This is a genomic window from Flavobacterium silvisoli (genome assembly GCF_004329815.1).
GTDB lineage: Bacteria > Bacteroidota > Bacteroidia > Flavobacteriales > Flavobacteriaceae > Flavobacterium > Flavobacterium silvisoli.
Genome location: NZ_SJPE01000019.1, coordinates 25,862 through 52,838, shown reverse-complemented (window position 1 = coordinate 52,838; position 26,977 = coordinate 25,862). Strand labels below are relative to the sequence as shown.

Here is a 26,977-nt window from a genome sequence, read left to right as displayed (position 1 = left end):
TTGTTCTCATAACTACGTTGATTTATTAATGAAAAATAATATTGCTATAAGTATGACTGAGAACGGAGATCCCTATGAAAATGCATTGGCAGAGAGAGTTAACGGCATCATTAAAACAGAGTTCAACCTTTACAGTAGCTCGTTAGGCTTTGATCAAACAAAACATAGAATAAGTAAAAGCATTGAGTCTTATAATGAACTAAGGCCACATGCCAGTTGTGATTATTTAACCCCTAACCAAGCACATTTACAATCAGAAATATTAAACAAGAGATGGAAAAACTATAATAGAAGTTTTAATCATGAAAAAGCAATTGTATAGCAACTTTAGGATTAAAAAGTATATTTGTATAGCTATAATAGGATTTATTTAATAACTTGTATAGTTATTTTAGGACGGGTCAAAAGCATAGCAAAAGCATAGCAAAAGCATACCAAAGGCATAGATAGTGTATGAGTAATGTATGAAAACAAGCATTATGTAAAATAGAACAAAGCGTCTTTTAAGTTGGTAATGCATTCCTTTAATTACAGTCAAAGCATTATAAGAGCAGGGTTAAACCTCAAACACTTACCCTTTATTTACACAGTAAATCAGTTTTTTTTAACTTTTTACTTGACTTATTGGATATTCGTTGTATATTTGCACTCGAAACAGCGCGGGATAGAGCAGTAGGCAGCTCGTCGGGCTCATAACCCGAAGGTCACAGGTTCGAGTCCTGTTCCCGCTACTACCACCAAAAAGCCATTCCGTGTGAGTGGCTTTTTTTGTATTGAAATGGATGAATTTGTTGTGTATATATTGTTCTCAAAGGAGCATAACAAAGTTTACATAGGCTACACTTCCAATTTGATTGAACGATTTAAATCTCATAATCATTTGAGTAAAAAAGGATACACAATCAAATTTAGACCATGGGAAGTAGTTCATGTAGAGTTTTTCACAACAAAATCTGAGGCTTTGAAAAGAGAAAAAATCTTAAAGGCTGGTAAAGGAAGAGAGTTTATAAAAGAGATTATTGCTCAATTGTAATTTTCGGGCTCATATCCGCCGCGGCGGACACAGGTTCGAGTCCTGTTCCCGCTACTAACTCAAAGCCATCCATTTTTTGGGTGGCTTTTTTTAATTTAATTCTGTTTCACATTTCAGTATGGAGCAAAAGCATAAAGCAGGTTTTGTAAACATCATTGGCAATCCCAACGTAGGGAAATCAACCCTTATGAATGCCTTTGTAGGCGAACGATTGTCTATCATCACATCCAAAGCGCAAACTACCCGCCACCGGATTTTAGGAATTGTGAACGGCGAGGATTTTCAGGTGGTATTATCAGATACTCCCGGTATTATCAAGCCTGCGTATGAGTTGCAAAGTTCTATGATGGATTTTGTGAAATCGGCTTTTGAAGATGCTGATGTATTGATTTACATGGTGGAAATAGGCGAGAAAGAATTAAAAGACGATGCTTTTTTTAATAAAATCATCCATTCCAAAATTCCGGTATTATTGCTGCTGAACAAAATTGACAAATCCAATCAGGAACAGCTGGAGGAACAAATAGATTTGTGGAAAAGTAAAGTGCCCAATGCTGAGATTTACCCGATTTCAGCGCTCGAAAATTTTAATGTGCAGGAAGTATTTGCCCGCATATTGGAGTTGTTGCCACAGTCACCACCGTATTATCCCAAAGATGCACTGACCGATAAACCCGAGCGTTTCTTTGTCAACGAAACCATACGTGAAAAAATACTCTTAAACTACGACAAAGAAATTCCGTATGCGGTAGAAATCGAAACCGAAGAATTTCTGGAAGACGAAAAAATCATCCGAATCCGCTCCGTAATCATGGTAGAACGCGATACCCAAAAGGGAATTATCATAGGGCACAAAGGAGCTGCCCTGAAAAAAGTAGGAATGGAATCGCGTATCGATTTAGAGAAATTTTTCGGAAAACAAATCCACATCGAGTTGTATGTAAAAGTCAATAAAGACTGGAGAAGTAACGCTTATCAGTTGCGCCGTTTTGGGTACAATCAAAAATAATTAACCAATTATTTTATAAAATTCTCGTTCCAATTCTTCCATTTGGCCGTAGCCGTTAGCGCGGGTTTGTCTCCCAATAAAATACAACAATATCCAACTGATAACCATCAGCGCAATTACGATGAGATTGCCTTTGACAGGCTGATGCAACATCCAGTTAGAATATGCAAACATCGAAAATACTAAAAAAATCCCGGCAATAATAAAGTGTAAGAATACAAAGAATGTCCACAAAGTCTGAGCCGGACCAAACAGCCCCCTGATGTGAGTGGCATTTTTTTCATTACCAATCTTTTCCTCCAATTCAATAGACAAATGAGGCGACCAATATTTTTGTTTCTCCCCTTGTATGCTGAATTGAATATGGTTGGGCCTGATTTTTATTAAAAACCCCGGAGGAACATGCTTGGCATATTCTATAAACTTTTGTCTGACAGTGTCAATATCTTCATCGATATCTCTGTAAAATCGAGGTCTTAAGCGTATGTCGTTGTGAGTCTCCATGTTTGAAGAGGGGTTGCAAATACACACTAAATTAATAAAATAATTGAATTTGTGCTCTTTAATACTACCTTTGCACCATATTTAAAATGATTATGAACAATATTGTAGCCATAGTTGGAAGACCAAACGTAGGGAAATCGACTTTTTTTAACCGTTTAATCAAAAGAAGAGAAGCTATTGTTGACTCAGTCAGCGGGGTAACTCGCGATAGGAATTACGGCAAAAGCGAATGGAATGGAAAAGAGTTTTCAGTAATCGATACCGGTGGTTATATCAAAGGTTCTGATGATATTTTTGAAGGAGAAATTCGCCGTCAGGTGGAGCTGGCCATTGATGAAGCCGATGCCATTATTTTTGTGGTAGATGTAGAAGAGGGAATAACCCCAATGGATGCCGAAGTGGCTAAGCTGCTGCGAAAAGTTACCAAACCCATCTTAGTTGCTGTGAATAAAGTGGACAATGCCATGCGCGAAAAAGACGCAGTGGAATTCTATAATTTGGGATTAGGCGAATATTATACGATTGCCAGTATCAGCGGAAGCGGAACAGGGGAGTTGTTGGACAAACTGGTTGAAGTATTACCCGAATTGCCCGAAGTAACCGAAGAAGAGGAAGCTTTACCAAGATTTTGTGTGGTGGGTCGACCTAATGCCGGAAAATCTTCTTTTATCAATGCCTTAATCGGGGAAGACCGATTTGTAGTGACCGATATCGCCGGAACAACAAGAGATTCTATCGATACGAGATACAACCGCTTTGGTTTTGAGTTCAACTTGGTAGATACTGCCGGAATCCGAAGAAAAGCCAAAGTAAAAGAAGATTTAGAGTTTTATTCTGTCATGCGTTCGGTGCGTGCCATTGAGCATTCGGATGTGTGTATCCTTTTAATTGATGCCACCCGTGGCTTTGAAGGACAAGACCAAAGTATTTTTTGGCTGGCCGAGAAAAACCGAAAAGGTGTTATCATTTTAGTAAACAAATGGGATTTGATTGAAAAAGATACCATGTCAACCCGCGATTATGAGAATAAAATTCGCGAAGAATTACAACCCTTTACTGATGTGCCGATTATTTTTATTTCAGCCTTAACCAAACAGCGTTTGCTGAAAGCCTTGGAGGAAACAGTAAAGGTGTATGAAAACCGCAAACAGCGTATCCCTACTTCAAAATTCAACGACTATATGTTGAAACTCATTGAAGCTTATCCGCCACCGGCTCTCAAAGGAAAGTACGTGAAAATCAAATATTGCATGCAATTGCCAACACCAACGCCTCAGTTTGTGTTTTTTGCCAATTTGCCGCAATATGTTAAGGAACCCTACAAGCGTTTCTTAGAAAATAAAATTCGAGAACACTGGGATTTCAAAGGAGTTCCGATTGATATTTACATCAGAGAAAAATAATTAAAATGTTAAATGAAGTAAGAAAATTTTAGCATTACATACTAAAGTCAGAAATTAGCCGTTATTGTTCTTAGTCAAATAGTAACTGCTAATTTTTTTTTATGCCAAAATCACTCCTGCTGTTCTTTGTTCTTTTCAGTACTTCAATAGCATTTGCCCAAAATACTATTACCCTCAAGGGTAAAGTCGTCGATGCCAAAACCAAACTGCCTATTGAGTCGGCAACGGTTTATTTTACCTCAGTTAAAGATTCTTCGGTGGTTGATTATACCATTACCAACAAACTGGGAGGCTTTTCGCTTAAAATAAAAAAACTACAAAAAGAAGTCTACCTCAAAGTTTCCTATATCAGTTATCAGGATTTTAAGGAAGACATAACGGCTTTGACTGCTGATAAAGATTTTGGGGTTATAGAGCTGCAGGAAGCGGTCAATGAACTGAATGAAGTGGTGGTGAAATCTGAAATTCCTCCCATCAGAATCAAAAAAGATACTTTAGAGTTTAACGCCTCTTCGTTTAAAGTAGGGGCCGATGCCAATGTGGAAGCACTGTTAAAACAACTGCCCGGTGTCGAAATTTCTCCCGAAGGTAAAATAACAGTTAACGGGAAAGAGGTAAGTAATATTTTGGTCAACGGTAAACCGTTTTTTGGTAAAGACGGCAAAATCGCTACTCAAAACCTCCCGGCCGAAATCATAGATAAAGTACAGGTAGTAGATACCAAAACTAAATCCGAACAAATTTCGGGAGAGGCCTCGAGTTCGCAGGACAAAACCATCAACCTGACCATACAGGAAGATAAAAACAAAGGATTATTCGGCAAAGTGGTGGCAGGCAAAGGCTCTGATAAACGGTATGAATCCAGTTTGTTGCTCAATTATTTCAAAGGCGAACGCAAAATCAGTTTGTTAGCTTCGTCCAATAACATCAATTCGGTAGGTTTTTCGATGGACGAGATTTTTGACAACATGGGTGGTGGCCGAAATAATTCGATTTATTATGATGACGAAAGAGGATCTTTTGGTATCAATGACATGAGGTTTGGTGGGATGGAAGGAATCACAAAATCCAATCTGGTCGGGGCTAATTATCAGGATAAATGGATGAAAAAAGTTGATGTTAACGGGAGTTATTATTTTGCCAATGCCGAATCGGAAAATGCCAACCGCACCAACAGAATCAATTTGTTGCCTTCCGGAAGAACGTTTACCAATTCGTCTTCTTTAACCAACAGCATCAGCAACAGTCACAACGTTAGTTTTGATTTCGAAATTCCTGTCGATTCATCAGCCACGGTGGTTGTTAGCCCCAAGTTTATTAAAGGTTTGTCCAAAAACAGATTTAAAAGTTCGCAGCAAACTACCGATGAAGCTTTCAACGAATTGAACAGTAGCAGCAATGATGACTACGCCGAAAACGAAAATTCACGTTATGGCATCGACGCTAGTTTCAGTAAGCAATTCAAAAAGAAGAGAAGAGGAATGGTGATTAATTTTAATACCGATGCTAAACGACGCGATAACTTTCTGAGCACTAATTCGGCTACGCTTTTTGCCGATAATTCGCTCAACGACATCAGAAAGCAAAACAAATTTGAAAAAGACAGGAATGATTACGTGAAACTGGAAGTCCGCTACGGAGAACCCTTAACCGATTCACTGCGCCTGAGCCTGACCTCGGAAGTAACCTATCGGAAAACTAAAAATAGTTTTGCTACGTTTGATTTTGATAACAGTACTAATGATTACACCTATTTTAATGCCATACAATCCAATCAAACGAATGCTAAAGTAACTACTTATTTTCCTTCTACGGGAATTATAATCGGTAAACAAAAAATCAACGGAAGAATCAACATAGGCCCTGAATTTACCAAGTTTGATGCACAGTCTGATTATTTAGGAACTACAACCAACAGAAACAAAAACTATGTGTTTCCCAGAGTTCAGGGGTATTTGAGCTACAATATAGACAAATCAAAATCCATCTACACCAATTATAACTTTACGACACAAGTTCCGGAAGCGGTACAGGTGCTGCCGGTGGAAAATTTATCTAATCCGCTCAATACTATTGTCGGAAATGAAAATCTGCGTCCGGTGCAGCGTCATAATGTTTACTTTAATTTTAACAATTATGATTATGCCAGCCGCTCGGGCTATTATTTGTACTCCGGGTTTTATTTCACCAAAGATGAGGTAGTGTCATCCACCGTTTATGATGCCAATTTTAAATCGGTTACAACTTATGAAAATGTCGATAAAGGAATAATGGGATATTTGGGTGCCAGCTGGAGTAAATCGTTTAAAAAAGAAAAGCGCATGCTGCGTTTCAGTACCGGTATCGATTTTAATTACAATTTAGACCAAGGTTTAACCAATGCGGTTTTATACGAATCCCGTTCTGTTGAAACCAACCCAAAAGTAAGCATGACCTGGAGCATCGACAAATTGATTACACTTTCGTCAAGTTACAGATATTCATACAACAGCACCGATTATAAAAATTACATCATTGATAATGCCAATACGTTTAAGCACAATGGCAAAATTGAAATCACCTCTTATTTTCCCAAAAACGTTGTCTTTGGGAGTGATTTTGGATACACGTACAACTCAGGCATAGCCGAAGGTTTTAAAAAAGATTTTTATTTATGGAATGTGAGTTTGGGTTATAATTTTTTCAAAGATCAAATGCTGGCCAAAGTTAAAGTGTATGACCTGCTCGATCAAAATTTAAGCAGCAAGCGAACCATAACTTCAACCGCTATTATTGATGCTGAAAATACAGTCTTAAAAAGATACGTGATGTTTTCTTTGACCTATAAACTGGAAAAGTTCGGAGGCAAAAAGAAATCAGAGGGAGGTATATTCATAGACGACTAATCATGTGTTTCAACAATAAAAAAACTCGTTCCAATGAACGAGTTTTTTGTTTTCATATGTGATAGTTTACCAACTTCCGCCGGAACCACCTCCGGAGAATCCGCCACCGCCAAATCCGCCACCGAATCCGCCGCCGCCAAAACCTCCTCCCGAGGAGCCACCGCCAAAACCTCCGGATGACCCAAAGCCACCACCGCGACCCAGACTGCTTAACAGTATGATATCTGCTAAATCCATTCCACCTCCACGGCCGCCGGAATTGCCTCCGCTGTTTTTGTTTTTAATGATTATGATGATGATGACAAAGAGTATGATAAGAACCGGGATAATGGGAAAATTATCTTCCTTTTTATTCTTTTTTCGTTCGCCTTTGTATTTTCCTTTAAAAACATCAAACAATGCGTCAGCTCCTTTATCCAATCCTTTGTAATAACTGCCGGCTTTGAATTCGGGAATAATAATGTTTCGGGTAATTTCGCCGCCAATTCCTGCGGTTAAACGGTCTTCAAGACCATAACCGGGAGAAATCCATATTTTGCGCTCTTTTTGAGCCACTAAAATAAAAACACCATTATCTTCTTTGGCCTGTCCGATGCCCCATTCGTGAGCCCATTTGGGTGTCAGCAAACCAATGTCTTCGCCGTTAATAGTAGGCACTGTTGCTACGACAATTTGAGTAGAAGTAGAATCGGAATAACGAATCAGTTTTTCCTCGAGTTGGGTTTTCTCCTGAGCACTTAATAAGTTGGCATAGTCGTAAACCGAAGTTTGAACGTCAGGTTTTTTCGGAATAGTAAATTGCGCAAAACCAATTTGGGTTACTAAAAGACAAACGAAAAACGTCAGGATTTTAGTTTTGGTAAATAACTGTTTCATTATCCTTTTGATATTTCGTTGGAAAGTTCGTCGGTGTCATCGTTCTGATAAGGAAAATGAGTTTTCAATTGTTCGCCGGCTTTAAGAATGCCGTCAATTAAACCCAGTTTGAAATCACCATTTTTAAAATGAGCCAGCATAACGTCTTTGGTGGTGTCCCAAAAATCAGCGGCTACTTTTTTATTAATGCCTTCATCTCCGCAAATAGCAAACTGTTTGCTCTCTACCGCCAGATAAATCAATACACCGTTGCGCTCCTTAGTTTGGTGCATTTGAAGTTGATTGAAAACCTCCACGGCTCGGTCTATGGGAGCCATAGCGGTTTCTTTTTCTATATGTACTCTGATTTCTCCGGAAGTGTTTTTTTCGGCAATGCCAATGGCATTCACGATTTCTTGTTCTTCTGCCGGAGTTAAAAAGTCTTCTACTTTAGACATTGTACCTGATTAGAATTTTACTTCTACCGGTTTCTCAGCGCCTTCCACCGATTGGAAATAGGCTTTTTCTTTGAAACCGAACATACCGGCAAACAAGCTGTTTGGGAATGTTTTGATGTGTGTATTGTACGGTTTTACAGCTTCGTTAAAACGGGTTCTGGCTGTTAAAATTTGATTTTCGGTACTGGCCAATTCATCTTGTAGCTTGAGAAAGTTTTGATTGGCTTTCAGTTCAGGATAACGTTCCACAGAAACCAATAATCTTGATAATGTTGATGAAACTCCCGATTGAGCTGAGTTAAAAGCAGCCAATTGTTCCGGTGTAATATTAGTCGGGTCAACCGTTACCGATGTGGCTTTGGCACGCGCTTCGATAACTGCAGTAAGAGTGCTCTTCTCGAAATCAGCAGCTCCTTTTACGGTATTCACCAAGTTGCCAATTAAATCATTTCTTCTTTGGTAGGAGGTTTGCACATCTCCCCAAGATTGTTCTACTGTTTGTCCTAACTCAACAGCGGTATTGTTAATTCCTTTCACCCAACTGTAAATTCCAAAAATTACAACTACGGCAATAATCCAAGGTAAAAATTTTCTAAAGTTCATTTTCGTTTTATTTAAGATTTGTTATTTGTTTTTAAATTGTTTTGAATGTTACAAAAACCAAACAGTTAAAGTTGATTCTTAATGTTGAGCAGTTGCATTTTCACACCTTCCAGTTTGCTGATGATTTCAAACTTGTCTAATGTTTTTTTCTGTCCTTCTTTCAAATGAATTCGGGCCCCGTCCAAAGTGAATCCGCGCTCCTTTACCAAGTGGTATATCAGTTGCAGGTTTTTAACGTCCTCCGGAGTGAACATCCGGTTTCCCTTGGCGTTTTTTTTCGGTTTAAGAATGTCAAATTCCTTGTCCCAAAAACGAATTAAGGAAGCGTTTACATTAAATGCTTTGGCCACCTCGCCAATGCTGTAATATCTTTTTCCTTCTTTTAGCTCTATTTGCATAATTGTATTTTTTAACCGAATACTAAAAACTGACCACAAGCCACTTTTCAGCTTAATCCAGTGATTGATTTTCCTGATTTGCCAACTTCGAAATCACGTTGTACTCCGCCGCCGAAATATTTCCGTAGTAAAAATTCAACGGGTTGACTACTTTGCCGTCTTTGTGCACCTCATAATGCAGATGCGGTGCTTCACTTCTTCCGGTGCTGCCCACGTAGCCAATGATGTCGCCGCGTTTTACCCGTTGCCCGGCCCTGCATTTGTATTTGCTCAAATGACCGTACAATGTCTTGTAGCCATAGCCATGATTGATTTCTATGTGGTTTCCAAAGCCCGACTTTGAATTGTCTGCACTCACCACTACACCATCTCCGGTAGCAAAAATAGGAGTGCCGGTCGAAGCTGTGAAATCCATTCCTTCATGCATTTTACGCACTTTGGTAAACGGGTCGGTACGGTAACCAAATCCCGAAGCCATTCTCTTTAACTGCTCGTTTTTAACCGGTTGTATCGCCGGTATGGCAGCCAATAATTTATTTTTCTCCTTGGCCAACTTCAGGATTTCGTCCAACGATTTAGATTGTATTGCCAACTCTTTTGAAATCACATCTACGCGTTTTGAGGTGTTGATAACCAACTCCGAATTGTCAAAGCCTTCCAGTTCCTTGTATCGGTTTACTCCGCCAAAACCGGCTTTTCGCTGTTCGGCCGGAATGGGAGATGTATTGAAATAAGCCCGGTAAATGTTGTTGTCGCGATCTTCTATATCACCCAAAACCTCATCAATCTGATCCATTTTTTTATTCAAAATCGCGTACTTGAGTTTCATGGTCTCAATTTCACGGGCCTGCAAACGGTCTTTCGGAGTTTCTAAAAAGGAAGAATTCAACAAAACCACAAAACACAAAAAACCAAAAAGTGCAGAAGCCAAAATAAACAACCCGATGTAACCCAGTTTTTTGGATAGTTTTGGTTTAATTTTTCGGTAAGCCAAACTTTCGGGATCGAAATAATACTTTACTTTCTTCGCCATTTTTTATTTTATACTATTTTTGTGCTGGTTTTAAGCAAACAATGGTTATACGAACAAATTTAGCAAATGTTTCAGTCAATCGCTAAATTTTAATTTGAACCTGTTTCAAGTTCGAACTTATCTCAGGTGCAGCCCAAGGTTCAGAAGCGAATCGCTCGGGCAAAAAGTAAACCATGTTCCCGCTTTCGGTGCTACACGGTAGCACTGCCAATCGGGGCTAAGCAGCAAACCATTTTAAATCTAAAAATATAAAGATCTAACCGTCTAACAATCCGAAATGAAATCACAAGACATTCGAAAAGCGTATTTACAATTCTTTGAAAGCAAAGGGCATTTAATCGTCCCTTCGGCTCCAATTGTCCTAAAAGACGACCCCACTCTGATGTTCAACAATTCAGGAATGGCACAATTCAAAGAGTACTTTCTAGGCAACGGAACGCCCAAAAGCAAAAGAATAGCCGATACCCAAAAATGTCTTCGCGTTTCCGGAAAACACAACGATTTAGAGGATGTAGGTTTTGATACCTACCACCACACCATGTTCGAAATGCTGGGCAACTGGTCGTTTGGCGATTACTTCAAAAAAGAAGCACTGGCTTGGGCGTGGGAATTTTTGACTGAAGTGTTAAAATTAGACAAAGACCGTTTGTACGTTTCGGTTTTCGAGGGCAACCCGGCCGAGAACGTGCCGTTTGACCAAGAAGCTTTTGATATTTGGAAACAATATGTACCCGAAGACCGCATCATTCTCGGAAATAAAAAAGACAACTTCTGGGAAATGGGCGACCAAGGACCGTGCGGACCGTGCTCAGAAATTCACATCGATTTGCGTACCGTTGCCGAAAGAGCCGCTGTGTCCGGTAAAAGTTTGGTCAATGCCGACCACCCGCAAGTCGTCGAAATTTGGAACAACGTTTTCATGGAATTCAACCGTAAAGCCGATGGCAGTTTGGAAAAATTACCGGCACAACATGTCGATACCGGTATGGGCTTCGAACGTTTGTGTATGGCGATGCAAAACGTAACCTCAAATTACGATACCGATGTGTTCACCCCACTAATTGAAAAAGTGGAGCAAATCACCGGTTTAAAATACACTTCCAACGAAGTAAAAAACATCAGCGAAGAACAAAACAAAATCAATATTGCGATTCGTGTTATTGTTGATCACGTGCGTGCCGTAGCCTTTGCGATTGCTGATGGGCAATTGCCTTCCAATACCGGAGCCGGCTATGTAATCCGCAGAATTTTGCGTCGTGCGATTCGTTATGGCTTTACGTTTTTAAATACCAAAGAACCGTTCATCAACAAATTAGTTCCGGTTTTAGCAGACCAAATGGGCGAGTTTTTTCCCGAAATCAAATCGCAGCAGCAATTGGTTACTAATGTTATCCGCGAAGAAGAAGCTTCTTTCCTGAGAACTTTGGAACAAGGCTTACAGTTGTTGGATAAAGTGGTAGCCGAAGCTACCGGCAAAGAAGTGAAAGGTGAAAAAGTATTCGAATTGTACGACACGTTCGGTTTCCCGAAAGATTTAACCGCACTGATTTTAAAAGAAAAAGGCTATTCATTCAACGAGTCGGAGTTTGAGGCCGAATTAGAAAAACAAAAAGCGCGTTCCCGTGCCGCTTCGGAAGTATCTACCGAAGATTGGCAAGTGTTGATTCCGGGGAATGTAGAAACTTTTGTGGGCTACGACCAAACCGAAAACGAAGTCAACATCACCCGCATCCGCAAAGTCGATTCTAAAAAAGATGGCGTGTTGTACCAAATTGTTTTAGACAATACTCCGTTCTATCCGGAAGGCGGCGGACAAGTAGGGGACAAAGGGACGTTGGTTTCCGCCAACGAAACCATCGAGATCATCGATACCAAAAAAGAAAATAATTTAATCCTGCACTTTGCCCAAAAACTGCCCGAAAATATAACGGCAACGTTTGTCGCCAAAGTCAATACCGATTTAAGAACGGCAACCTCCAAAAATCACTCCGCGACGCATTTGATGCATTTGGCGTTGCGAACGGTTTTAGGAACCCACGTAGAGCAAAAAGGGTCGTTGGTCAACCCGAATTACCTGCGTTTTGACTTTTCGCATTTTGCGAAAGTTACCGAGGAAGAGTTACGTCAGGTAGAAGCGATGGTCAATGCGCAAATTGAAGCTCAGCTGCAATTAGGCGAATACAGAAATATTCCCATTCAAGAAGCTTTGGATAGAGGCGCTATGGCGCTATTTGGAGAAAAATACGGCGACACGGTTCGTATGATTGAATTTGGCGACAGTAAAGAATTGTGTGGCGGGATACACGTGAAAAATACGGCTGATATCTGGCATTTCAAAATCGTTTCCGAAGGAGCGGTAGCCGCCGGAATCCGTCGTATCGAAGCTATTACCGGCGATGCCGTGAAAGCGTTTTTTACGCAACAGGAACAGGCTTTGGCATCCATCAAAGAAGCGTTGAAAAACCCGCAGGACACTTTGAAAGCCGTGGTGTCTTTACAAGAGGACAATGCCAAACTCAAAAAGCAAATCGAGCAATTGGTCAAAGAAAAAGCCAAAAACCTCAAAGGCGAATTGGCTTCCCAATTACAGGAAATAAACGGCGTGAAATTCTTGGCTATACAAGTCGATTTGAACCCAGAAGGCGCCAAAGATTTGGCTTACGAATTGGGAACTTTAGGAACCGATTTATTCCTGGTTTTGGCCACAGCCGAAGACGATAAACCGATGTTAACGTGTTACATCTCTAAAGAATTGACCACAGCCAAAAACCTAAATGCCGGACAAGTGGTACGCGAATTGGGGAAATACATCCAAGGCGGCGGCGGTGGACAACCGTTCTTTGCCACGGCTGGAGGAAAAAATGTGGCCGGAATCAAAGAAGCCCTTGAGAAGGCAGTGGATTTTGTGAAGTAATTCATTTAAAAGATAAAAACGATACCCTTTCAATGCTGAATTGAAAGGGTATTTTGTTTCAATACAGGACGTAAAGTGCTATATAACAGAAATATTTGTCGTATATCGAATTACTTTTTTGCTTTTTGAGTGCTTTTCTACATTTGACTTACATTTGATGAATCCCCAATTTATCAATGCCTTAAATTGCCTACTATGAAAAATGTTATTAAATTACTTTGCTCTGCTGCTGTTGCCGTTTTAGCCTTTACTTCTTGTTCAAGCGACAGTACTTCCAATCAAAAAAAATTACTTAAAAGATTAGTTGAAGTTTCTAAAGACGGTTCATCAACCGAAGCTATCTTTATTTATGATGGAAATAAAATCGTAAGCATTGACAGTGATGCCAAAAGCACTGACTTTACTTATACTAACAATTTGATTACTACTGTTGTTGAGGTTAATAATGCCACTTTAGTTCAAAATACCTTAAATTATACATATCAAAATGATTTGTTGGTAAAAGTGGTTTCTTCGCTAAATTACGAAATGCATTTTGTTCACAATACCAATGGTACAGTGACTTATGAAAAAACCACTAAAGATAATGACGGCAATGAAATTGTCCTTTTTCACGGAGTTTTGTATTACCAAAACGGTAATCTTGTAAAAGACGAGAGAACTTTTGATGATGCCGGAATCAATATAATATCAACACAAGTGCAAACCTATCAATACGATTCCAGAAACAATCCATTGATTAATGTTTTGGGTTTTAATAAACTTTTGGATCAATTTACTGCGGCTTCTGCTAATAACGTTATTACCATTTACAAAGAATCGACTATCCGGTATATGGATACAGATCAGGTGATTTCGGCTGCCAATCTTTACAACCATGTTTGCAAATACGACGCTGAAAATTATCCGGTTGAAATTGTTTCTGAAAAACCGTTTTTTGGAGTAGAGAATTCAAATCATTCAAAATCACAGTTTTTTTATAATTAATTTCTGTTAGCTTTGTGACAATTAATGATGATTCAACTTGGGTTGTGTCAACAATATTTGATTACTAATGCAGTTTTCTACCTCGGTTCCCATTCCCAAAAACGGTAATCCCATTGATTATCATTCCAAAATAGTTTCTTTGGGTTCTTGCTTTGCCGAAAACATGGCAGCCAAGTTTGAGTACTTCAAATTCCGCAATACGGTCAATCCTTTTGGAATTATTTTCAATCCGGTTTCTATTGAAAAATTGGTGTTGAGAGCAGTAAATCAGGAGTTTTTTACTGATGAGGACATTTTTTTTTACAACGATTTATGGCACAGCTATGAGGTACATTCAGAGCTAAGCCAACCCGATAAAGGCACTTTTTTGAATAACTTAAATCAAAAAGTAACCGAGCTGCATCTCCATATCTCTAATGCTACACACATCCTTATTACTTACGGTACTTCTTGGGTTTACAAATTAAAGGCAACCGAACAGTTAGTGGCTAATTGCCATAAAGTTCCGCAGAATCAATTCGATAAAGAGATTCTTTCAGTAGCAGTTATTGAGCAATCCATTCAAAATACTATCGATTTAATTCGGAAATTAAATCCGGATTGTCACTTCACTTTTACGGTTTCTCCGGTAAGACATCTTAAGGACGGATTTGTTGAAAATCAGCGCAGCAAGGCTCATTTAATCACGGCTATTCATAATCTTTCATTTGCCAATACGGCTTCGACTTTTAATTATTTTCCCAGCTATGAGATTCTGATGGATGAGCTTCGCGACTATCGTTTTTATGCCGAAGATATGCTCCATCCCAATCCAACTGCCATTGATTACATTTGGCAACGTTTTGCGGAAACCCAAATAACAGAAAATAGTTATCCTGTAATGGAAGAAGTTGATGCCCTGCAAAAAGGACTGGCACATCGCCCGTTTAATCCCAATTCTGAAAATCACTTGAAGTTTTTGCACAATCTTAACCAAAAGATTATCAGGCTGCAAGAACGCTATCCGCACATGCAATTTTAACAAAATACGACATTTGCCGTATTTTCTCCCATGGGTTTTACATATAGGTTTGCTGGGTAACTAACAACCTGTATCATGAAAATTTTTAAAACCGTTTGGGTAGCATTTCTTTTTGTATTGTGTGCTACTCCTGCTTTTGCTCAAAAGCCTGTACTTACGGATGAAGAAGAAGTTTCAGCCACCGTAACCAAAGAAATTGATGACGTGTTTCATGCTGAAGATTTTCTGAAAAAGAAGAACAAGAAATTCCCTGATATCAAAGGAACTATGGTTATTGATATCGGTGTAGTACAAAATGGTAAAGTGTCTTCATTCTTCAAAGTTGACAGCGACATCAAAAACATTGACTTCATCAATTTTATGTCGGATTACATACTGCAACACAAATTTCAATTCAAATTACAAAAACAACAACGGTATAAAATACGCTATACCGCAACCTTTTAGCAACCTAACAATAAAAACAATAAGAATATGAAAAAAAGTACTTTAGTAATGATGACGCTGGTTTTAGCTGTCACATTACCGGCAAATGCCCAGTTCGGTAAACTATTAGGCAAAGGTAAATCGGCCGGAAAAAAATCAGGAAGTTTTGCCACAGTCTGGGAATCAGAGTTTGATAACAAGGCTACCAGATTAGCTCTTTGCGATGGAGACGGACAGTACATCATTGGTACCGATGACAACTCGGCTTCTGTATTAAACGCTGAAGGAAAAGCGGTTTGGAGTGGAGACTATAAAAAATTGACAACCAACAAAACCAATAATTCTGAGTACCAATACACCATTTGGAAAGATAAAGGTGGTTATTTGTTTCTTTTTGACAGAAGAAGTATGGGTACCGACCGTGTAGCGGTCCTTGATTTAGCCACAGGAAAAGAACTATGGAACTCTGAATTATACCAGGACTTGATTCCGAAAGGCGGTGCTAAAACCGAAGAAGGAACCGATCAGGGAGAATTGGAAACCGTGAAATACATTGATGAATTGGATGCCTTTTTAATTTCTCAACGAAATTCGGTGATTTTGGTGAAAGCCAATACCGGAGAGAAAATTTGGGAAACCAACCGTTTCAAAGGGGGTGTTGGTAAATATGTATACGACGCCAAAAGAAATGAAATCATCATGGTGAATTTCAAGCCTACGGCTCTGGGTGCTTTGTTCTCAGGGTTTAAAAACCAATTGGTACGTATCAACGCTGCCAATGGAGAAGTACTTTGGGATGCTACTTTCCTTGGAACCATTGAGAAAGAATTGGTAACCCGTCGTGCTATTATCGATTTGTGGATTAAAGGGGATAAAATATTCATGTATCTGGACGGAATGAATGTTTACGATTACAACACCGGACAAAAAATATGGAATGTCAATTATGAAAATGATATGGCAGGAGCCAATGGCGGATTATTCAGCGGAGGGAAACGTTCTAAAATATACAGAACTATAGCTGATCCTTTGTTTACTGATGACGCTGTTTACATCGTAATTTTAGGAACAAGAGACCGAACTAAATACGTTGAAAAACACGATTTGAATTCAGGAAAACTGATTTGGGCCTCTGAAAAAATAACCGGTGCTTTCTGTATGCCGAACATTTATAAAGCAGGAGATAAAATTTTAGTACAAGTAGGAGGTAAAGTACAAGTACAGGAATACCGATTGGAAGAAACTTCGGGAGGAGTAGCCGGTGGATTAGGAGCCTTGGGTGGTTTTGGCGGCGGCGGAATGAAACAATGGGTGCCTTACATCTATTGGGATTACAAAGCACAGAAAAATTCGGTGTTGTGTTTAGATGATAAAACCGGGACTACAGCTTGGCGTTCGGAGAAATTTGACAAACGAATCACTGATTTGATTTTGGAAGACAATAGAACCGTATTTGTAGGTGATGGCGATGAATTTTACAGCTATGACATTGCCAGCGGAAAACAATTGTACGATGTAAAACACAACGACGCCAAAGTAGGTAAAGCTACCGATGTGATTGATTTTGATGATAAAGTAGTAGTGCTTTCCGAAAAAGGATTGGCTGCTTACAACAAAAAAGACGGCTCACGTGCTTATGCTTCTGAAAAGATAAAAGGAGTGGATTATTTCTACCACATCGGAGATAACTATTTCCTGAGAGATCAAAGAAACAGTAAAAATATCATTTACGGTATTGATATGACTAACGGAGAAACCAAAGGTTCGGTGCAGTCAAAAGGAAAAGGAGGAAGTCCAAAATATGGTGCCGGTATCGACATCACTTCTGACGGAGAATATATTTTTGCTTTTAAAGGCAGAAAAGTTGAAAAAATCAAAGTGAATAATTAATAATTGTGGTTTTTTGGATTGGGGCTATAGAGTATTTTATAGCCCTTTTTTTAGCTTTTTAAGATTATGAAAAAAACAATATTACTACTATTATGTTTAGTTTCACTTTCAACCGCGGCACAACAGGTACAATGGGCAGCTAAAGTTCTGAAGTTTTCTTCTGATTTGGGCGGAAAACAAAACGGAATCAAAAGAATTTTAGGAAGACCCGATGCTTTTCCGCAAGGAGGTCCGAGTCCCAACGCCTGGATGCCTAAACAGGCCTTGGATGGCTATGAGTGGGTAGAAGTTGGTTTTGAAAATCCGCAAACGGTCAAACAAGTGGCGGTTTTTGAAAATCTCAATGCCGGCTGTGTGGTCAAGATAGGAGTTGATACAGGCTCGGGGAAATACCAAACCGTTTGGTCAAGAAAAGTAAATTATAAGACACCCACATTCAAGGCAGTGATTCCGGCAGACAGGAATTATTATTTTAAACGCAAAAGAAGAAAAATACAGGAAGCTCCCGAAGTGCTCAATCCGGGTATAGAAAATGCCATTTTGGAAAATGCAGTTTCGGGCGTAGTAGCTGTGCGGGTTGAATTTAATTTTGCGCTTTTACCCGGGCAAAAACAAATTGACGCTATCGGTATTTCGGATTCCGAAGTTCCTTTGGATGCTAAAATTAACACGCTGCCGGTGTTTGAAAATTTACCCCAAGCTGAGACAGTTCCTTTAGGTAATTTGGTTCCATCTTGTCCTGTAGTTTCAGAGAATGGTCAAAAACTCTTTTTTACCGATCAGGCGAATGAAAAAGAAATAATCTATTCTTGTGTCAAACAAAACGGTAAATGGTCAACTCCTGTCAGGGAAAACGATCTTTTGAATACAAATGCCAACTACAATTTTATAGCAGCTTGTCAGGCTGATTATCTGCTAAAAGGGGGGAAGAGTTTCACCAAAGGAACTACAGAAACCGGTTATGAGTTTTTAGATAAAAATTACCAGTCAACAGCATTGTTGAAGATTGCGGCTTATGCCAATTACGACGATACTTCTTCGATTACCATGACGGCTGACGGCACCATTCTGATTATGGGTATTGAGACCGATATGACTCAGGGTGGTCATGACTTATATTGGGCTAACAGGAAAGACGATGGGACATACAGTTACCTTCAGAATTTAGGAAGAGTTATTAATTCGGCAGGCGAGGAAGCATCTCCGTATTTGTTGTCAGACCGGCGAACCCTGCTTTTCAGTAGTGATGGATTCAGTTCTTTTGGTGATAATGACCTCTACGTTTCCTACCGCTTGGATGATACTTGGAAAAAATGGTCGACACCCATAAACCTTGGAAGTAAGGTAAACAGTGCTGAATATGACGGTAATCCTTTTTATGATGAAAAAGGAGAAGTGTTGTACTTCACTAGTGTGTCGGAGGGCAGACAGGTCATTAAGGCAGTTTCAATAGCTAAAGAAAAACTCCAGCAGAAAGAATAAAGAAAATAACTGTTAAATACGACACATGCCGTATTGATTACAATTAGTTTAAAAGACAAATTTGTCACATAACTTAAACTAAAATAATTATGAAAACATGTAAACAATTCGGAATGGTTCTGCTAGTATCTTTAGCAGTTTTGGTAACTTCTTGTTCAAGCAGTGATAGTTCAGGAGGCGGAGGTTTTAGCGGGCCGGCTACAGGTACATTTGTGAAAGCCAAAGTTGGCGGAACATCTGTTTTGGCCGAAGGTCAATTTGCCAATGGTGGCTACAACGGCGGAAACTTGGTAGTTCAGGGCGTTTCTATGGATGGGAAATCGGTTAATATTCAAATTTATGCGCTCGACGGTACTTTAGAAGTAGGAACCTATGATTTAAGTGCGAACAATTCAGAAGACGTAGTAGTAGGAATGCTGTCATTGATAGAAGTTAATACCAGTACTTTTTCTTCGGCGACTTACAGTTCTAATTTTTGCAGCAGCTCCACCGGAACCTTGCAAATTACTTTTGTCGATGATACAAAAATCGAGGGAGTATTCAATTTTACCGGAAAAGAAGTTAAAGAAAATGACGACTGTTCCGGAGGATCTAAAACGGTTACAGAAGGTTCATTTCGTTTAGTATTGTAATCGATGTTTGATAAAACTAATATGCCATACAAAATGAAATCACTTAAGAAAATCGGAATTACTCTTTTAACTTTGACGGTGTTGATAATGAATGCTTCATGCAGCAGTGACAGCAGCAGCGGTCCCAGTTCATCATCACCGCTAAGCTTTAAAGTTAACGGTACTGCAACAACAGCCGGAACCGTTCAGGCAACATTATATACCAATGTTGTAGCGGGAGGAAGATACATTGACGTTTACGGATTTCAAGGAGAAAACCAAATCGTAGAATTTCATTTTCCGGCCAAGACAGGAAGTTTTGCCGCTCAACAATCTTTTGATATGAGTACTTCCTGGTTGACTTATATCACCAACAACGGAACAGATGCTGTCGGAGATTATTTTCACTCCACTTCGGGAACTATAAATGTTACGACTTGTGATACCATTAACAATAAAATTGTAGCCACCTTCAATTTTGTAGGCAATAATACTACTGCCGATAAAACAATTACCGAAGGTAGTCTCAATATTAATGCTATTACCCACCAATAGCAAATCATTTGTAATTGATTGTTTTGAACTTTTTTGATGATTTACATAGTAACTCTTTTAGCGCTTTTCTTTTTGATATTAATTGTTTATCTGTTAAACAAAATTCAAACAGATCGATCAAAATACCAGTCTAAGCTTCAGGTATTGGAGGAGTTTATTATTCATATCAGTCAGGAGCAACGGGTTCAGAACAATCAATTATTGATTACACAAGAATTAAAACAAAAAATGAAGACCGTCAATGCAACTCTCAGCAAAGAAATCTTCGACCTGAATTACCAATTGTTTGAAGAATTGGAGGCGAAAAATAAATAAGCAGTGTTGAAATTTTAACATTTATGCTATATTTATAATGTAAAATCTTCAGATGAAAAGAATTCTAATTTACAGTTGCTTAATCTTATTCTTTATTTCTTCCGCAACGGCGCAGGAAATTAGAAAGCTACTCGTTAAAGCCTATACTTCTCAGGACTCTTCGGATTATTACTTTAAAATAGCTAAGAAAAGCATCAAAACTCAGGCTGATGAAGCCGAATATTTTTTTTGTAAAAATGCCCGATGCGGTGATTACAACAAGCCCGACAGCGCCATTTATTATGGTGAAAAAGCCATTGCCTTATTAAAAAAAACAGCCAATAACGACGCGCTGCTGACGGTTTACAATAACATAACCAAAGTATACCGCAAAAACGGTCAGTACGACAAAGCTATCAGTTATTCACTTGCTGGTTTGAAACTAGCCGAATCTGCTAATAAACAAAATTGGATTGCTTTTTTCAATACCAATTTATCGCTTACCTACCACGATTTTGAAAGTTATAAAAAAGGGATTTACTATGGTAAAAAAGCTCTGAATATATGGTTGGCCAATAAAAAATCAGATCCAAAATACATCAGTAATACACTCAATGCTATCGCTATAAATTACGACGATTGGCAAAAACCTGACAGTGCTTTGTATTACCACAAAAAAGTATTTAAATACATCAAAGGAAAGGATACTTTAGAAATCTCGGATACCTACAACAATATCGGGAATACTTTGCTGAAACAAAAAAAGTATAAAGAGGCTGAAAAATGGATTGCGACTTCGCTTAAAATATGCGATGTCAATTTTGCCAATGGCAATGAGACGAGAGATTTTAACTATTACTACGAAAGAGCTACCTGTTATACCAATTTGGCTACCATTGCCTGCCAACTGAATAATTTTCAAAAAGCCGAAAAGTTATTTAAAACGGCTTATGAATATGCTAAAAAAAGCAATAGTGCCGAAAAATTAAGAGATTATTATTTTCAGAAAGCCGAGTTTGAGAAAAAGCGAAACAACTTGGAAAAAACGGTTCAGGAACAAGAAAATTACATCAAACTCAGGGATTCCGTTTTTGATGTCGAACGCGAACAGCGTTTCTCCGAGCTAGAAGCCAAATACCAAAACGAGAAGAAAGAAAAACAACTGTTGCAGTCAAAAACAAAAATTCTGGAAAAAGAGAATGAAATCCGCAAAAAGAACATTCAGTCTCTTGTTTTAGCGGGGCTCGTCTTGGGGGTTCTTATTGTTTCCTATTTGATTTATTACCGTCAGAAACTCAAAAACAAACAACAAAAACAGGAGTTTGAACTTAAATCAGCTATTGCCAAAATCGAAACACAAAATAAATTACAGGAACAACGGTTGCAGATTTCGAGAGATTTGCACGACAATATCGGTTCACAGCTAACTTTCATCATATCATCAGTAGATAACATCAAATATGCTTTTGATTTGCAAAATGCCAGGCTCGACAACAAATTAACCAACATCAGCACGTTTGCCAAATCTACGATAATTGAACTTCGGGATACGATTTGGGCCATGAATAAAAGCGAGATTTCGTTTGAAGATTTGCAGACCCGCATTCATAATTTTATTGATAAAGCCAGAGAAGCCAAAGAAGAAATACAGTTTGGTTTCGACATTAATCCTATTCTGAAAAATACTGCTTTCACTTCGTTAGAAGGGATGAATATTTATCGAACCATTCAGGAAGCTGTAAATAATAGTATCAAATATGCTGAAGCATCGAACATCTATATTACCATTCAACCGGATGGCGATTCGATTGTTATGTCTGTCCGTGATAACGGTAAAGGATTCAATGCAGAACAAGTCGAACTAGGCAACGGAATTGCGAATATGAAAAAAAGAATCAGCGATGTCGGAGGTACCATAGAAATTCATTCCAAACAAGACCAAGGCACCATAATTACTATTACTATTCCCAATCGAAAAGCATAATTCCCGGTTAACGGTAACAAATTAAATACGGCATCTGTCGTATTTTTTTTTTGACGGTAAGGCAGCACATTTGTAAAGCAATCCATGAACGATTTCAAAAATTAAAAACAGGTTGTTTTTATTGTTGTCCTTTTCAAACTTTGATTTATCAAGCAAAATCAATTTGTTTGGAAAGGACTTTTTTTCATTTGAAATACTTAAATTTATGGAATAAATATTTGAATGTGAGTTTTAGAAAAGTAAAAATAATTTTTGTTTTCATCTTTCTGGTTTGGTCCAAACTCTCGGTTTGTGCTCAAAATAAAGTCACGAAAATCCAAATCGATTCAATCAACAACCTCCCGTACGACAAGAAAATTGCCAATACCCCACGATCGATTAAATGGTTTACCCAAAATCTGATTAATGCCCAAAAAGTCAACTATTTCAAAGGTATAGCCGATTCTTATGCCAACCTCGGATTGGTTTATTATTATCAGGGCAAATACGATAAAAATGCCCGTTGCATGCTCAATGCAATTCGTTGGTACGATAAACTAAAGTTGACTAGGCAACTGGCTTCTGCCTATGGCGAATATGGGTATCAACTCAAAAGGCGCGACATGCAAAAAGCATTGGACAACATGCAAAAGGGTGTCAAAATGGCCGAAGCCATAAAAGATGAAGGAGTTTTGGCTTCGCTTTACGATAATTACGGTGTTTTAAAAGAAATGAAAAAGGAGCTCGACAGCGCTTTATATTTTTATCAAAAAGCGATGGCTCTCAAGGAAAAGAAGAATGACAGCATCGGTATTCCGTATAGTGCTAATAAAATTGCTTTTGTAAAATTGATGCAGAAGAAACCTGCCGAGGCCAAAAAACTTTTTGATTATGCCTATCAAATCCGGGTCAGGATTAATGATGTTTTTGGCATAGCTGAAAATCTGAACTTTTATGGGTATTATTTTAAAGAAATTGGCAACGACAAGGAAGCTATTGTTTATTTTGAAAAAGCCATTATTTGGAGCCGGAAATACCATTATCCGTATTTGCTTGAAGATAATTATAAAGGTTTGTCTGAGGTGTACGAAAACAACAGCGATTATAAAAAAGCTTTGTTCCATTTCAAGAATCACGTGCAGAGTAAAGACAGCATCATGAATACTGACATCAGGACCAAACAGGCCGAGTTAGATACCCAATATGAAACCGAACAAAAAGAAAAAGAAATTCTGTTACAAAGGGCACAAATTGCCGAGAAGAATATCTGGATTTTAGCAGCATTTTCGTTAGCGCTCTTTGCTATCCTTATCGGTTTTATATTTTTTAATCGACAAAAACTGAAAACCATTCAACTGCAAAAAGATAACGAACTGAAAGATGCTTTGCTCAAAATAGAAACCCAAAATAAACTACAGGAGCAGCGCCTCAGAATTTCAAGAGATTTACACGACAACATCGGTGCGCAGCTTACTTTCATTATTTCCTCTTTGGATAATCTCAAGTACGCATTTACCATAGCCGATGAAAAACTGGAAGAAAAATTAACAGCCATCAGCGGGTTCACCAAAGAAACCATTTACGAATTACGTGATACCATTTGGGCCATGAATAAAGATGAAATTACGTTTGAAGACCTGAAGTCGCGCATATCCAATTTCATCGAAAAAGCCAAATTGGCTTCGCAAGGCATCGAGTTTACATTTGAATGCGATGAGCAGCTCAAGGCTAGTGTTTTCAGTTCTATTGAAGGGATGAATGTGTACCGAATCATTCAGGAAGCCATTAACAACAGTCTCAAACACGCGCTGGCAAACAAAATAGCGGTAACTGTTTTCAAAGAAAATGACACGTTCCGTATCACTATAAAAGACAATGGAAAAGGGTTTGATGAAACCCAGCTGCTATTGGGTAACGGCATGAATAATCTGAAAAAACGCGCTAAAGAAATAAACGGGGAAATTAGTATAACTTCGCAGAAACAATTGGGAACTACGATTGTTTTGTGTTTTAAAAAGCCATAAGATGTCAGTAAAAATAGCCATAGTTGATGACAATGTTTTTCTGCAGAAAGCAATAGCCGAAAAATTGTCTTTTTTCGAAGATTTAGTTTTAAAATTTACGGCTGTTGACGGTCGCGATTTGCAGCAAAAATTAGAGAAAAACAAAAACATCGATTTAATTCTGATGGATATAGAAATGCCCGAATGCAACGGAATTGAAGCCACCAAAATTATCAAAAGTAAATACCCGCAAATCAGGATTATCATGCTGACGGTTTTTGATAACGATGAAAATATCTTTAATGCCATCAAAGCGGGCGCTGACGGTTATCTTCTGAAAGAAGTCAATCCCAAAGAACTGCATCAAGGAATTATAGAAACGCTCAATGGCGGTGCGGCCATGAATCCTTCTATCGCTCTGAAAACATTAAAATTGTTGCGCAATCCTGTCGATTTTGAACAAAAATGTGACGAAGACATCAAACTGACGGTTCGGGAAGTTGAGGTACTCGAACAACTCAGCAAAGGGTTGAATTACAACGTTATTGCGGATAATTTATTCCTGTCGCCATCCACCGTGAGAAAACACATTGAGAATATCTACACCAAGCTGCAGGTCCACAACAAACTCGAAGCCATTCAAAAAGCCAAAAACAATAATCTGATTTAAAACTAACCGTTGTTGGTTATTCGGAAATAGTTTTATATTTGGACTATGACGAAAATCAACGATCGCAAAACGGAAATCATAACGGTAGCAGCCAAACTCTTCAAAGAAAAAGGATACAGTGCCGTAACCATGCGCGATATTGCCCAGGCCATGGATATCAAAGCGGCAAGCCTTTACAATCACATCAAATCCAAACAGGAAATTCTGGTATTGATTATCGTTGAAATTGCCGAAGAATTCACCCAAACCATGGATGAGGTAGTGCATTCTGAGGAAAGTACCATCAAAAAAATTGAAAAAATCATCCAGCTCCACATCGATATTACCTTGCGCGATGCCAATGCTTTAGCTTGCCTGAACAACGATTGGATGCATTTGTCCGATACCGAGTTGGCTTATTTCATCAAAATGCGCGAAGAATACGAAGAAAATTTCCGAACCATTATCAAAAAAGGGATCGCCGATAACGAAATCAAAAACCTCAATCTCGAGGTGATTATTTTTTCCATACTTTCCACTTTGCGAACATTGTATCTTTGGTACGGAAAGAAAAAAAGTCCCGACTCTAAAACCTTAACTTCTAATATGATTCAGGTTTTGTTAAACGGAATTGTAATACATTAATGGCGAACCCTCTTTAAGCTGTTAAAATTTCAAACGTTGTAGTTCCGTTTTAATAAATAATACTTAATTTTGCATAGCAAACTAACAACTGTTAGTTTTATTTTAAATCAGATTTATGGCAAAATTTCATAGCATCAAAGTTGCTGATATTTATAAAGAAACCAAAGATTGTTCGGTCATTACTTTTGACATTCCAAAAGAACTTCAAGCCGAATTTCAATACAAACAAGGACAGCATTTAACGTTGCGAACCACCATAAACGGTGCCGAAGTACGTCGTTCGTATTCTTTGTGTTCCAGTCCTTTGGAGAACAAATGGCAGGTGGCCGTCAAAAAAATTACCGACGGTTTATTTTCCACTTTTGTCAACCATACGCTGAAAAAAGGAGATGTTTTAGATGTAATGCCGCCCAATGGTACATTCTTCACCGAAGTCGATTCAACAAAAGCCAAAAATTACATCGCGTTTGCGGCCGGTAGCGGAATTACGCCCATACTTTCCATCATCAAAACACATTTGGCCGCAGAGCCTAACAGTACGTTTAAATTATTTTATTTGAACGGAACCGTAAAATCTATTATCTTTAAAGAAGAAATCGAGCAACTGAAAAACGTATATTTCAACCGCTTTGAAATCTTCCATTTCCTAACCAAAGAACATCGCGCTTCCGAACTTTTCAATGGCAGATTTACCAATGAAAAAATCGAAGTACTGACCGATAAAATCATCGACATTCCCACCACAGATGAATGCTTCATTTGCGGTCCCGAAGAAATGATTTTCCTGTTACGCGATGCATTACAAGTCAAAGGATTGCCGGCTGCCAAAATTCACTACGAATTATTCAACACCGGGCTTTCCGAAGAAGACAAACAGCGCATCAGCAAAATAGTAGAGAAAAAAGTCGAAGGAACCGAAGTCACCATTATTGATGGAGGTAAGGAATTCCACTTCGTTATGGGCGAAGATTTCGATAACATTCTCGACGGAGCCATTGCCGCTGGAGCCGACTTGCCTTACGCCTGCAAGGGTGGAGTGTGCAGCACCTGTCGTTGCAAAGTGGTTGACGGTTCGGTCGAAATGAAACTCAACTATTCCTTAGAACCCGATGAGGTGGCTAAGAATTTTGTGCTGAGTTGCCAAGCCGTGCCGACATCCAAAAAAGTGGTGGTCGATTTCGGATTGTAGGAGCAAATGGCTCGGGCAGTTTCAGAAACCCTGTTCCCGCTGTCCGCGTTACACGGTAACTGCTGCCATCGGGGCTAATTAGTAAAAGAATTGAATAAAAAAATATAATCGTTCAAAGTTACTGCAAAGTAAAATATTACGGCGACTGAACTGGAACACAACCCTAA

The 26,977-nt window shown here is 38.7% G+C and carries 25 protein-coding genes and 1 tRNA gene; 20 read left to right on the top strand and 6 right to left on the bottom strand.

The window, feature by feature from the left end:
* The 4 genes from EZL74_RS12265 to era form a co-directional block, all read left to right on the top strand.
* Window positions 1-322: integrase core domain-containing protein (locus tag EZL74_RS12265; protein WP_204745140.1), on the top strand; the 322-nt coding region annotated here is incomplete at its 5' end.
* A 336-nt stretch (window positions 323-658) separates the two neighbouring features.
* A tRNA-Met gene (locus EZL74_RS12260) sits at window positions 659-731 on the top strand.
* A 23-nt stretch (window positions 732-754) separates the two neighbouring features.
* A complete protein-coding gene (locus EZL74_RS12255; protein WP_240034598.1) occupies window positions 755-1,033 on the top strand; it encodes a GIY-YIG nuclease family protein in 279 nt (92 codons plus the stop codon).
* A gap of 118 nt (window positions 1,034-1,151) precedes the next feature.
* Complete coding sequence (gene era, locus EZL74_RS12250) at window positions 1,152-2,042, top strand: GTPase Era (RefSeq protein WP_131476924.1); 891 nt, start codon at window positions 1,152-1,154, stop codon at window positions 2,040-2,042.
* Here era and EZL74_RS12245 read toward each other — a convergent pair whose 3' ends face one another.
* On the bottom strand, window positions 2,043-2,546 hold the full coding sequence (locus EZL74_RS12245; RefSeq protein WP_131476922.1) for a cation diffusion facilitator family transporter: 504 nt from the start codon (window positions 2,544-2,546) through the stop codon (window positions 2,043-2,045). It abuts the gene before it with no gap.
* Between the two features lie 92 nt (window positions 2,547-2,638).
* On the opposite strand from EZL74_RS12245, the gene der reads away from it, so the two are divergent.
* Both der and EZL74_RS12235 read left to right on the top strand, forming a co-directional pair.
* Window positions 2,639-3,949 (top strand): ribosome biogenesis GTPase Der, encoded by a 1,311-nt coding sequence (gene der / locus EZL74_RS12240; protein ID WP_131476920.1) that lies wholly within the window; start codon window positions 2,639-2,641, stop codon window positions 3,947-3,949.
* Window positions 3,950-4,050: 101 nt separating this feature from the next.
* On the top strand, window positions 4,051-6,834 hold the full coding sequence (locus EZL74_RS12235) for an outer membrane beta-barrel protein (protein WP_131476918.1): 2,784 nt from the start codon (window positions 4,051-4,053) through the stop codon (window positions 6,832-6,834).
* Between the two features lie 66 nt (window positions 6,835-6,900).
* Here the strand turns inward: EZL74_RS12235 and EZL74_RS12230 are convergent, their stop codons facing one another.
* The 5 genes from EZL74_RS12230 to EZL74_RS12210 all read right to left on the bottom strand — a co-directional run bounded on the left by EZL74_RS12230 (window position 6,901) and on the right by EZL74_RS12210 (window position 10,181).
* Complete coding sequence (locus EZL74_RS12230; protein WP_131476917.1) at window positions 6,901-7,710, bottom strand: TPM domain-containing protein; 810 nt, start codon at window positions 7,708-7,710, stop codon at window positions 6,901-6,903.
* Window positions 7,710-8,147 carry a TPM domain-containing protein gene (locus tag EZL74_RS12225; protein WP_131476915.1) on the bottom strand — a complete coding sequence of 146 codons (438 nt, stop codon included), beginning with the start codon at window positions 8,145-8,147 and terminating at the stop codon, window positions 7,710-7,712. The genes EZL74_RS12230 and EZL74_RS12225 overlap by 1 nt, the downstream gene beginning before the upstream one ends.
* Window positions 8,148-8,156: 9 nt before the next feature.
* Window positions 8,157-8,750: a LemA family protein gene (locus EZL74_RS12220; protein ID WP_131476913.1), complete on the bottom strand. Its 594-nt coding sequence runs from the start codon at window positions 8,748-8,750 to the stop codon at window positions 8,157-8,159.
* Between the two features lie 65 nt (window positions 8,751-8,815).
* A complete protein-coding gene (locus tag EZL74_RS12215; RefSeq protein ID WP_131476911.1) occupies window positions 8,816-9,148 on the bottom strand; it encodes a MerR family transcriptional regulator in 333 nt (110 codons plus the stop codon).
* Window positions 9,149-9,200: 52 nt separating this feature from the next.
* A complete protein-coding gene (locus EZL74_RS12210) occupies window positions 9,201-10,181 on the bottom strand; it encodes a M23 family metallopeptidase (RefSeq protein WP_131476909.1) in 981 nt (326 codons plus the stop codon).
* Window positions 10,182-10,458: 277 nt separating this feature from the next.
* Between EZL74_RS12210 and alaS the strand changes: the two genes are divergently transcribed.
* The 14 genes from alaS to paaE all read left to right on the top strand — a co-directional run bounded on the left by alaS (window position 10,459) and on the right by paaE (window position 26,810).
* Complete coding sequence (alaS, locus tag EZL74_RS12205; protein WP_131476908.1) at window positions 10,459-13,095, top strand: alanine--tRNA ligase; 2,637 nt, start codon at window positions 10,459-10,461, stop codon at window positions 13,093-13,095.
* A 195-nt stretch (window positions 13,096-13,290) separates the two neighbouring features.
* Entirely contained in the window at window positions 13,291-14,082 is a 792-nt protein-coding gene (locus EZL74_RS12200; RefSeq protein ID WP_131476906.1) for a hypothetical protein, read from the top strand.
* A gap of 67 nt (window positions 14,083-14,149) precedes the next feature.
* Complete coding sequence (locus EZL74_RS12195) at window positions 14,150-15,103, top strand: GSCFA domain-containing protein (RefSeq protein ID WP_131476904.1); 954 nt, start codon at window positions 14,150-14,152, stop codon at window positions 15,101-15,103.
* 75 nt (window positions 15,104-15,178) lie between these two features.
* Complete coding sequence (locus tag EZL74_RS12190; protein WP_131476902.1) at window positions 15,179-15,550, top strand: hypothetical protein; 372 nt, start codon at window positions 15,179-15,181, stop codon at window positions 15,548-15,550.
* 27 nt (window positions 15,551-15,577) lie between these two features.
* The gene (locus tag EZL74_RS12185; protein WP_131476901.1) at window positions 15,578-17,419 is read left to right on the top strand and encodes an outer membrane protein assembly factor BamB family protein; all 1,842 of its coding nucleotides are present in this window, start codon (window positions 15,578-15,580) and stop codon (window positions 17,417-17,419) included.
* Window positions 17,420-17,485: 66 nt separating this feature from the next.
* Window positions 17,486-18,901 carry a TolB-like translocation protein gene (locus EZL74_RS12180; protein WP_131476899.1) on the top strand — a complete coding sequence of 472 codons (1,416 nt, stop codon included), beginning with the start codon at window positions 17,486-17,488 and terminating at the stop codon, window positions 18,899-18,901.
* Between the two features lie 89 nt (window positions 18,902-18,990).
* The gene (locus EZL74_RS12175) at window positions 18,991-19,533 is read left to right on the top strand and encodes a DUF6252 family protein (RefSeq protein WP_131476897.1); all 543 of its coding nucleotides are present in this window, start codon (window positions 18,991-18,993) and stop codon (window positions 19,531-19,533) included.
* 33 nt (window positions 19,534-19,566) lie between these two features.
* The gene (locus EZL74_RS12170; RefSeq protein WP_131476895.1) at window positions 19,567-20,067 is read left to right on the top strand and encodes a hypothetical protein; all 501 of its coding nucleotides are present in this window, start codon (window positions 19,567-19,569) and stop codon (window positions 20,065-20,067) included.
* A gap of 36 nt (window positions 20,068-20,103) precedes the next feature.
* Window positions 20,104-20,382, top strand: coding sequence for a hypothetical protein (locus tag EZL74_RS12165; protein ID WP_131476893.1), 279 nt, complete (start codon window positions 20,104-20,106; stop codon window positions 20,380-20,382).
* A 52-nt stretch (window positions 20,383-20,434) separates the two neighbouring features.
* Window positions 20,435-22,345: a tetratricopeptide repeat-containing sensor histidine kinase gene (locus EZL74_RS12160; protein ID WP_131476891.1), complete on the top strand. Its 1,911-nt coding sequence runs from the start codon at window positions 20,435-20,437 to the stop codon at window positions 22,343-22,345.
* A 224-nt stretch (window positions 22,346-22,569) separates the two neighbouring features.
* The gene (locus EZL74_RS12155) at window positions 22,570-24,348 is read left to right on the top strand and encodes a tetratricopeptide repeat-containing sensor histidine kinase (RefSeq protein WP_240034597.1); all 1,779 of its coding nucleotides are present in this window, start codon (window positions 22,570-22,572) and stop codon (window positions 24,346-24,348) included.
* A gap of 1 nt (window position 24,349) precedes the next feature.
* The gene (locus EZL74_RS12150; RefSeq protein WP_131476889.1) at window positions 24,350-24,997 is read left to right on the top strand and encodes a response regulator transcription factor; all 648 of its coding nucleotides are present in this window, start codon (window positions 24,350-24,352) and stop codon (window positions 24,995-24,997) included.
* Between the two features lie 45 nt (window positions 24,998-25,042).
* Complete coding sequence (locus EZL74_RS12145; RefSeq protein WP_131476888.1) at window positions 25,043-25,621, top strand: TetR/AcrR family transcriptional regulator; 579 nt, start codon at window positions 25,043-25,045, stop codon at window positions 25,619-25,621.
* 115 nt (window positions 25,622-25,736) lie between these two features.
* On the top strand, window positions 25,737-26,810 hold the full coding sequence (paaE, locus tag EZL74_RS12140) for a 1,2-phenylacetyl-CoA epoxidase subunit PaaE (RefSeq protein ID WP_131476887.1): 1,074 nt from the start codon (window positions 25,737-25,739) through the stop codon (window positions 26,808-26,810).
* The last annotated feature ends 167 nt before the right edge of the window (window positions 26,811-26,977 follow it).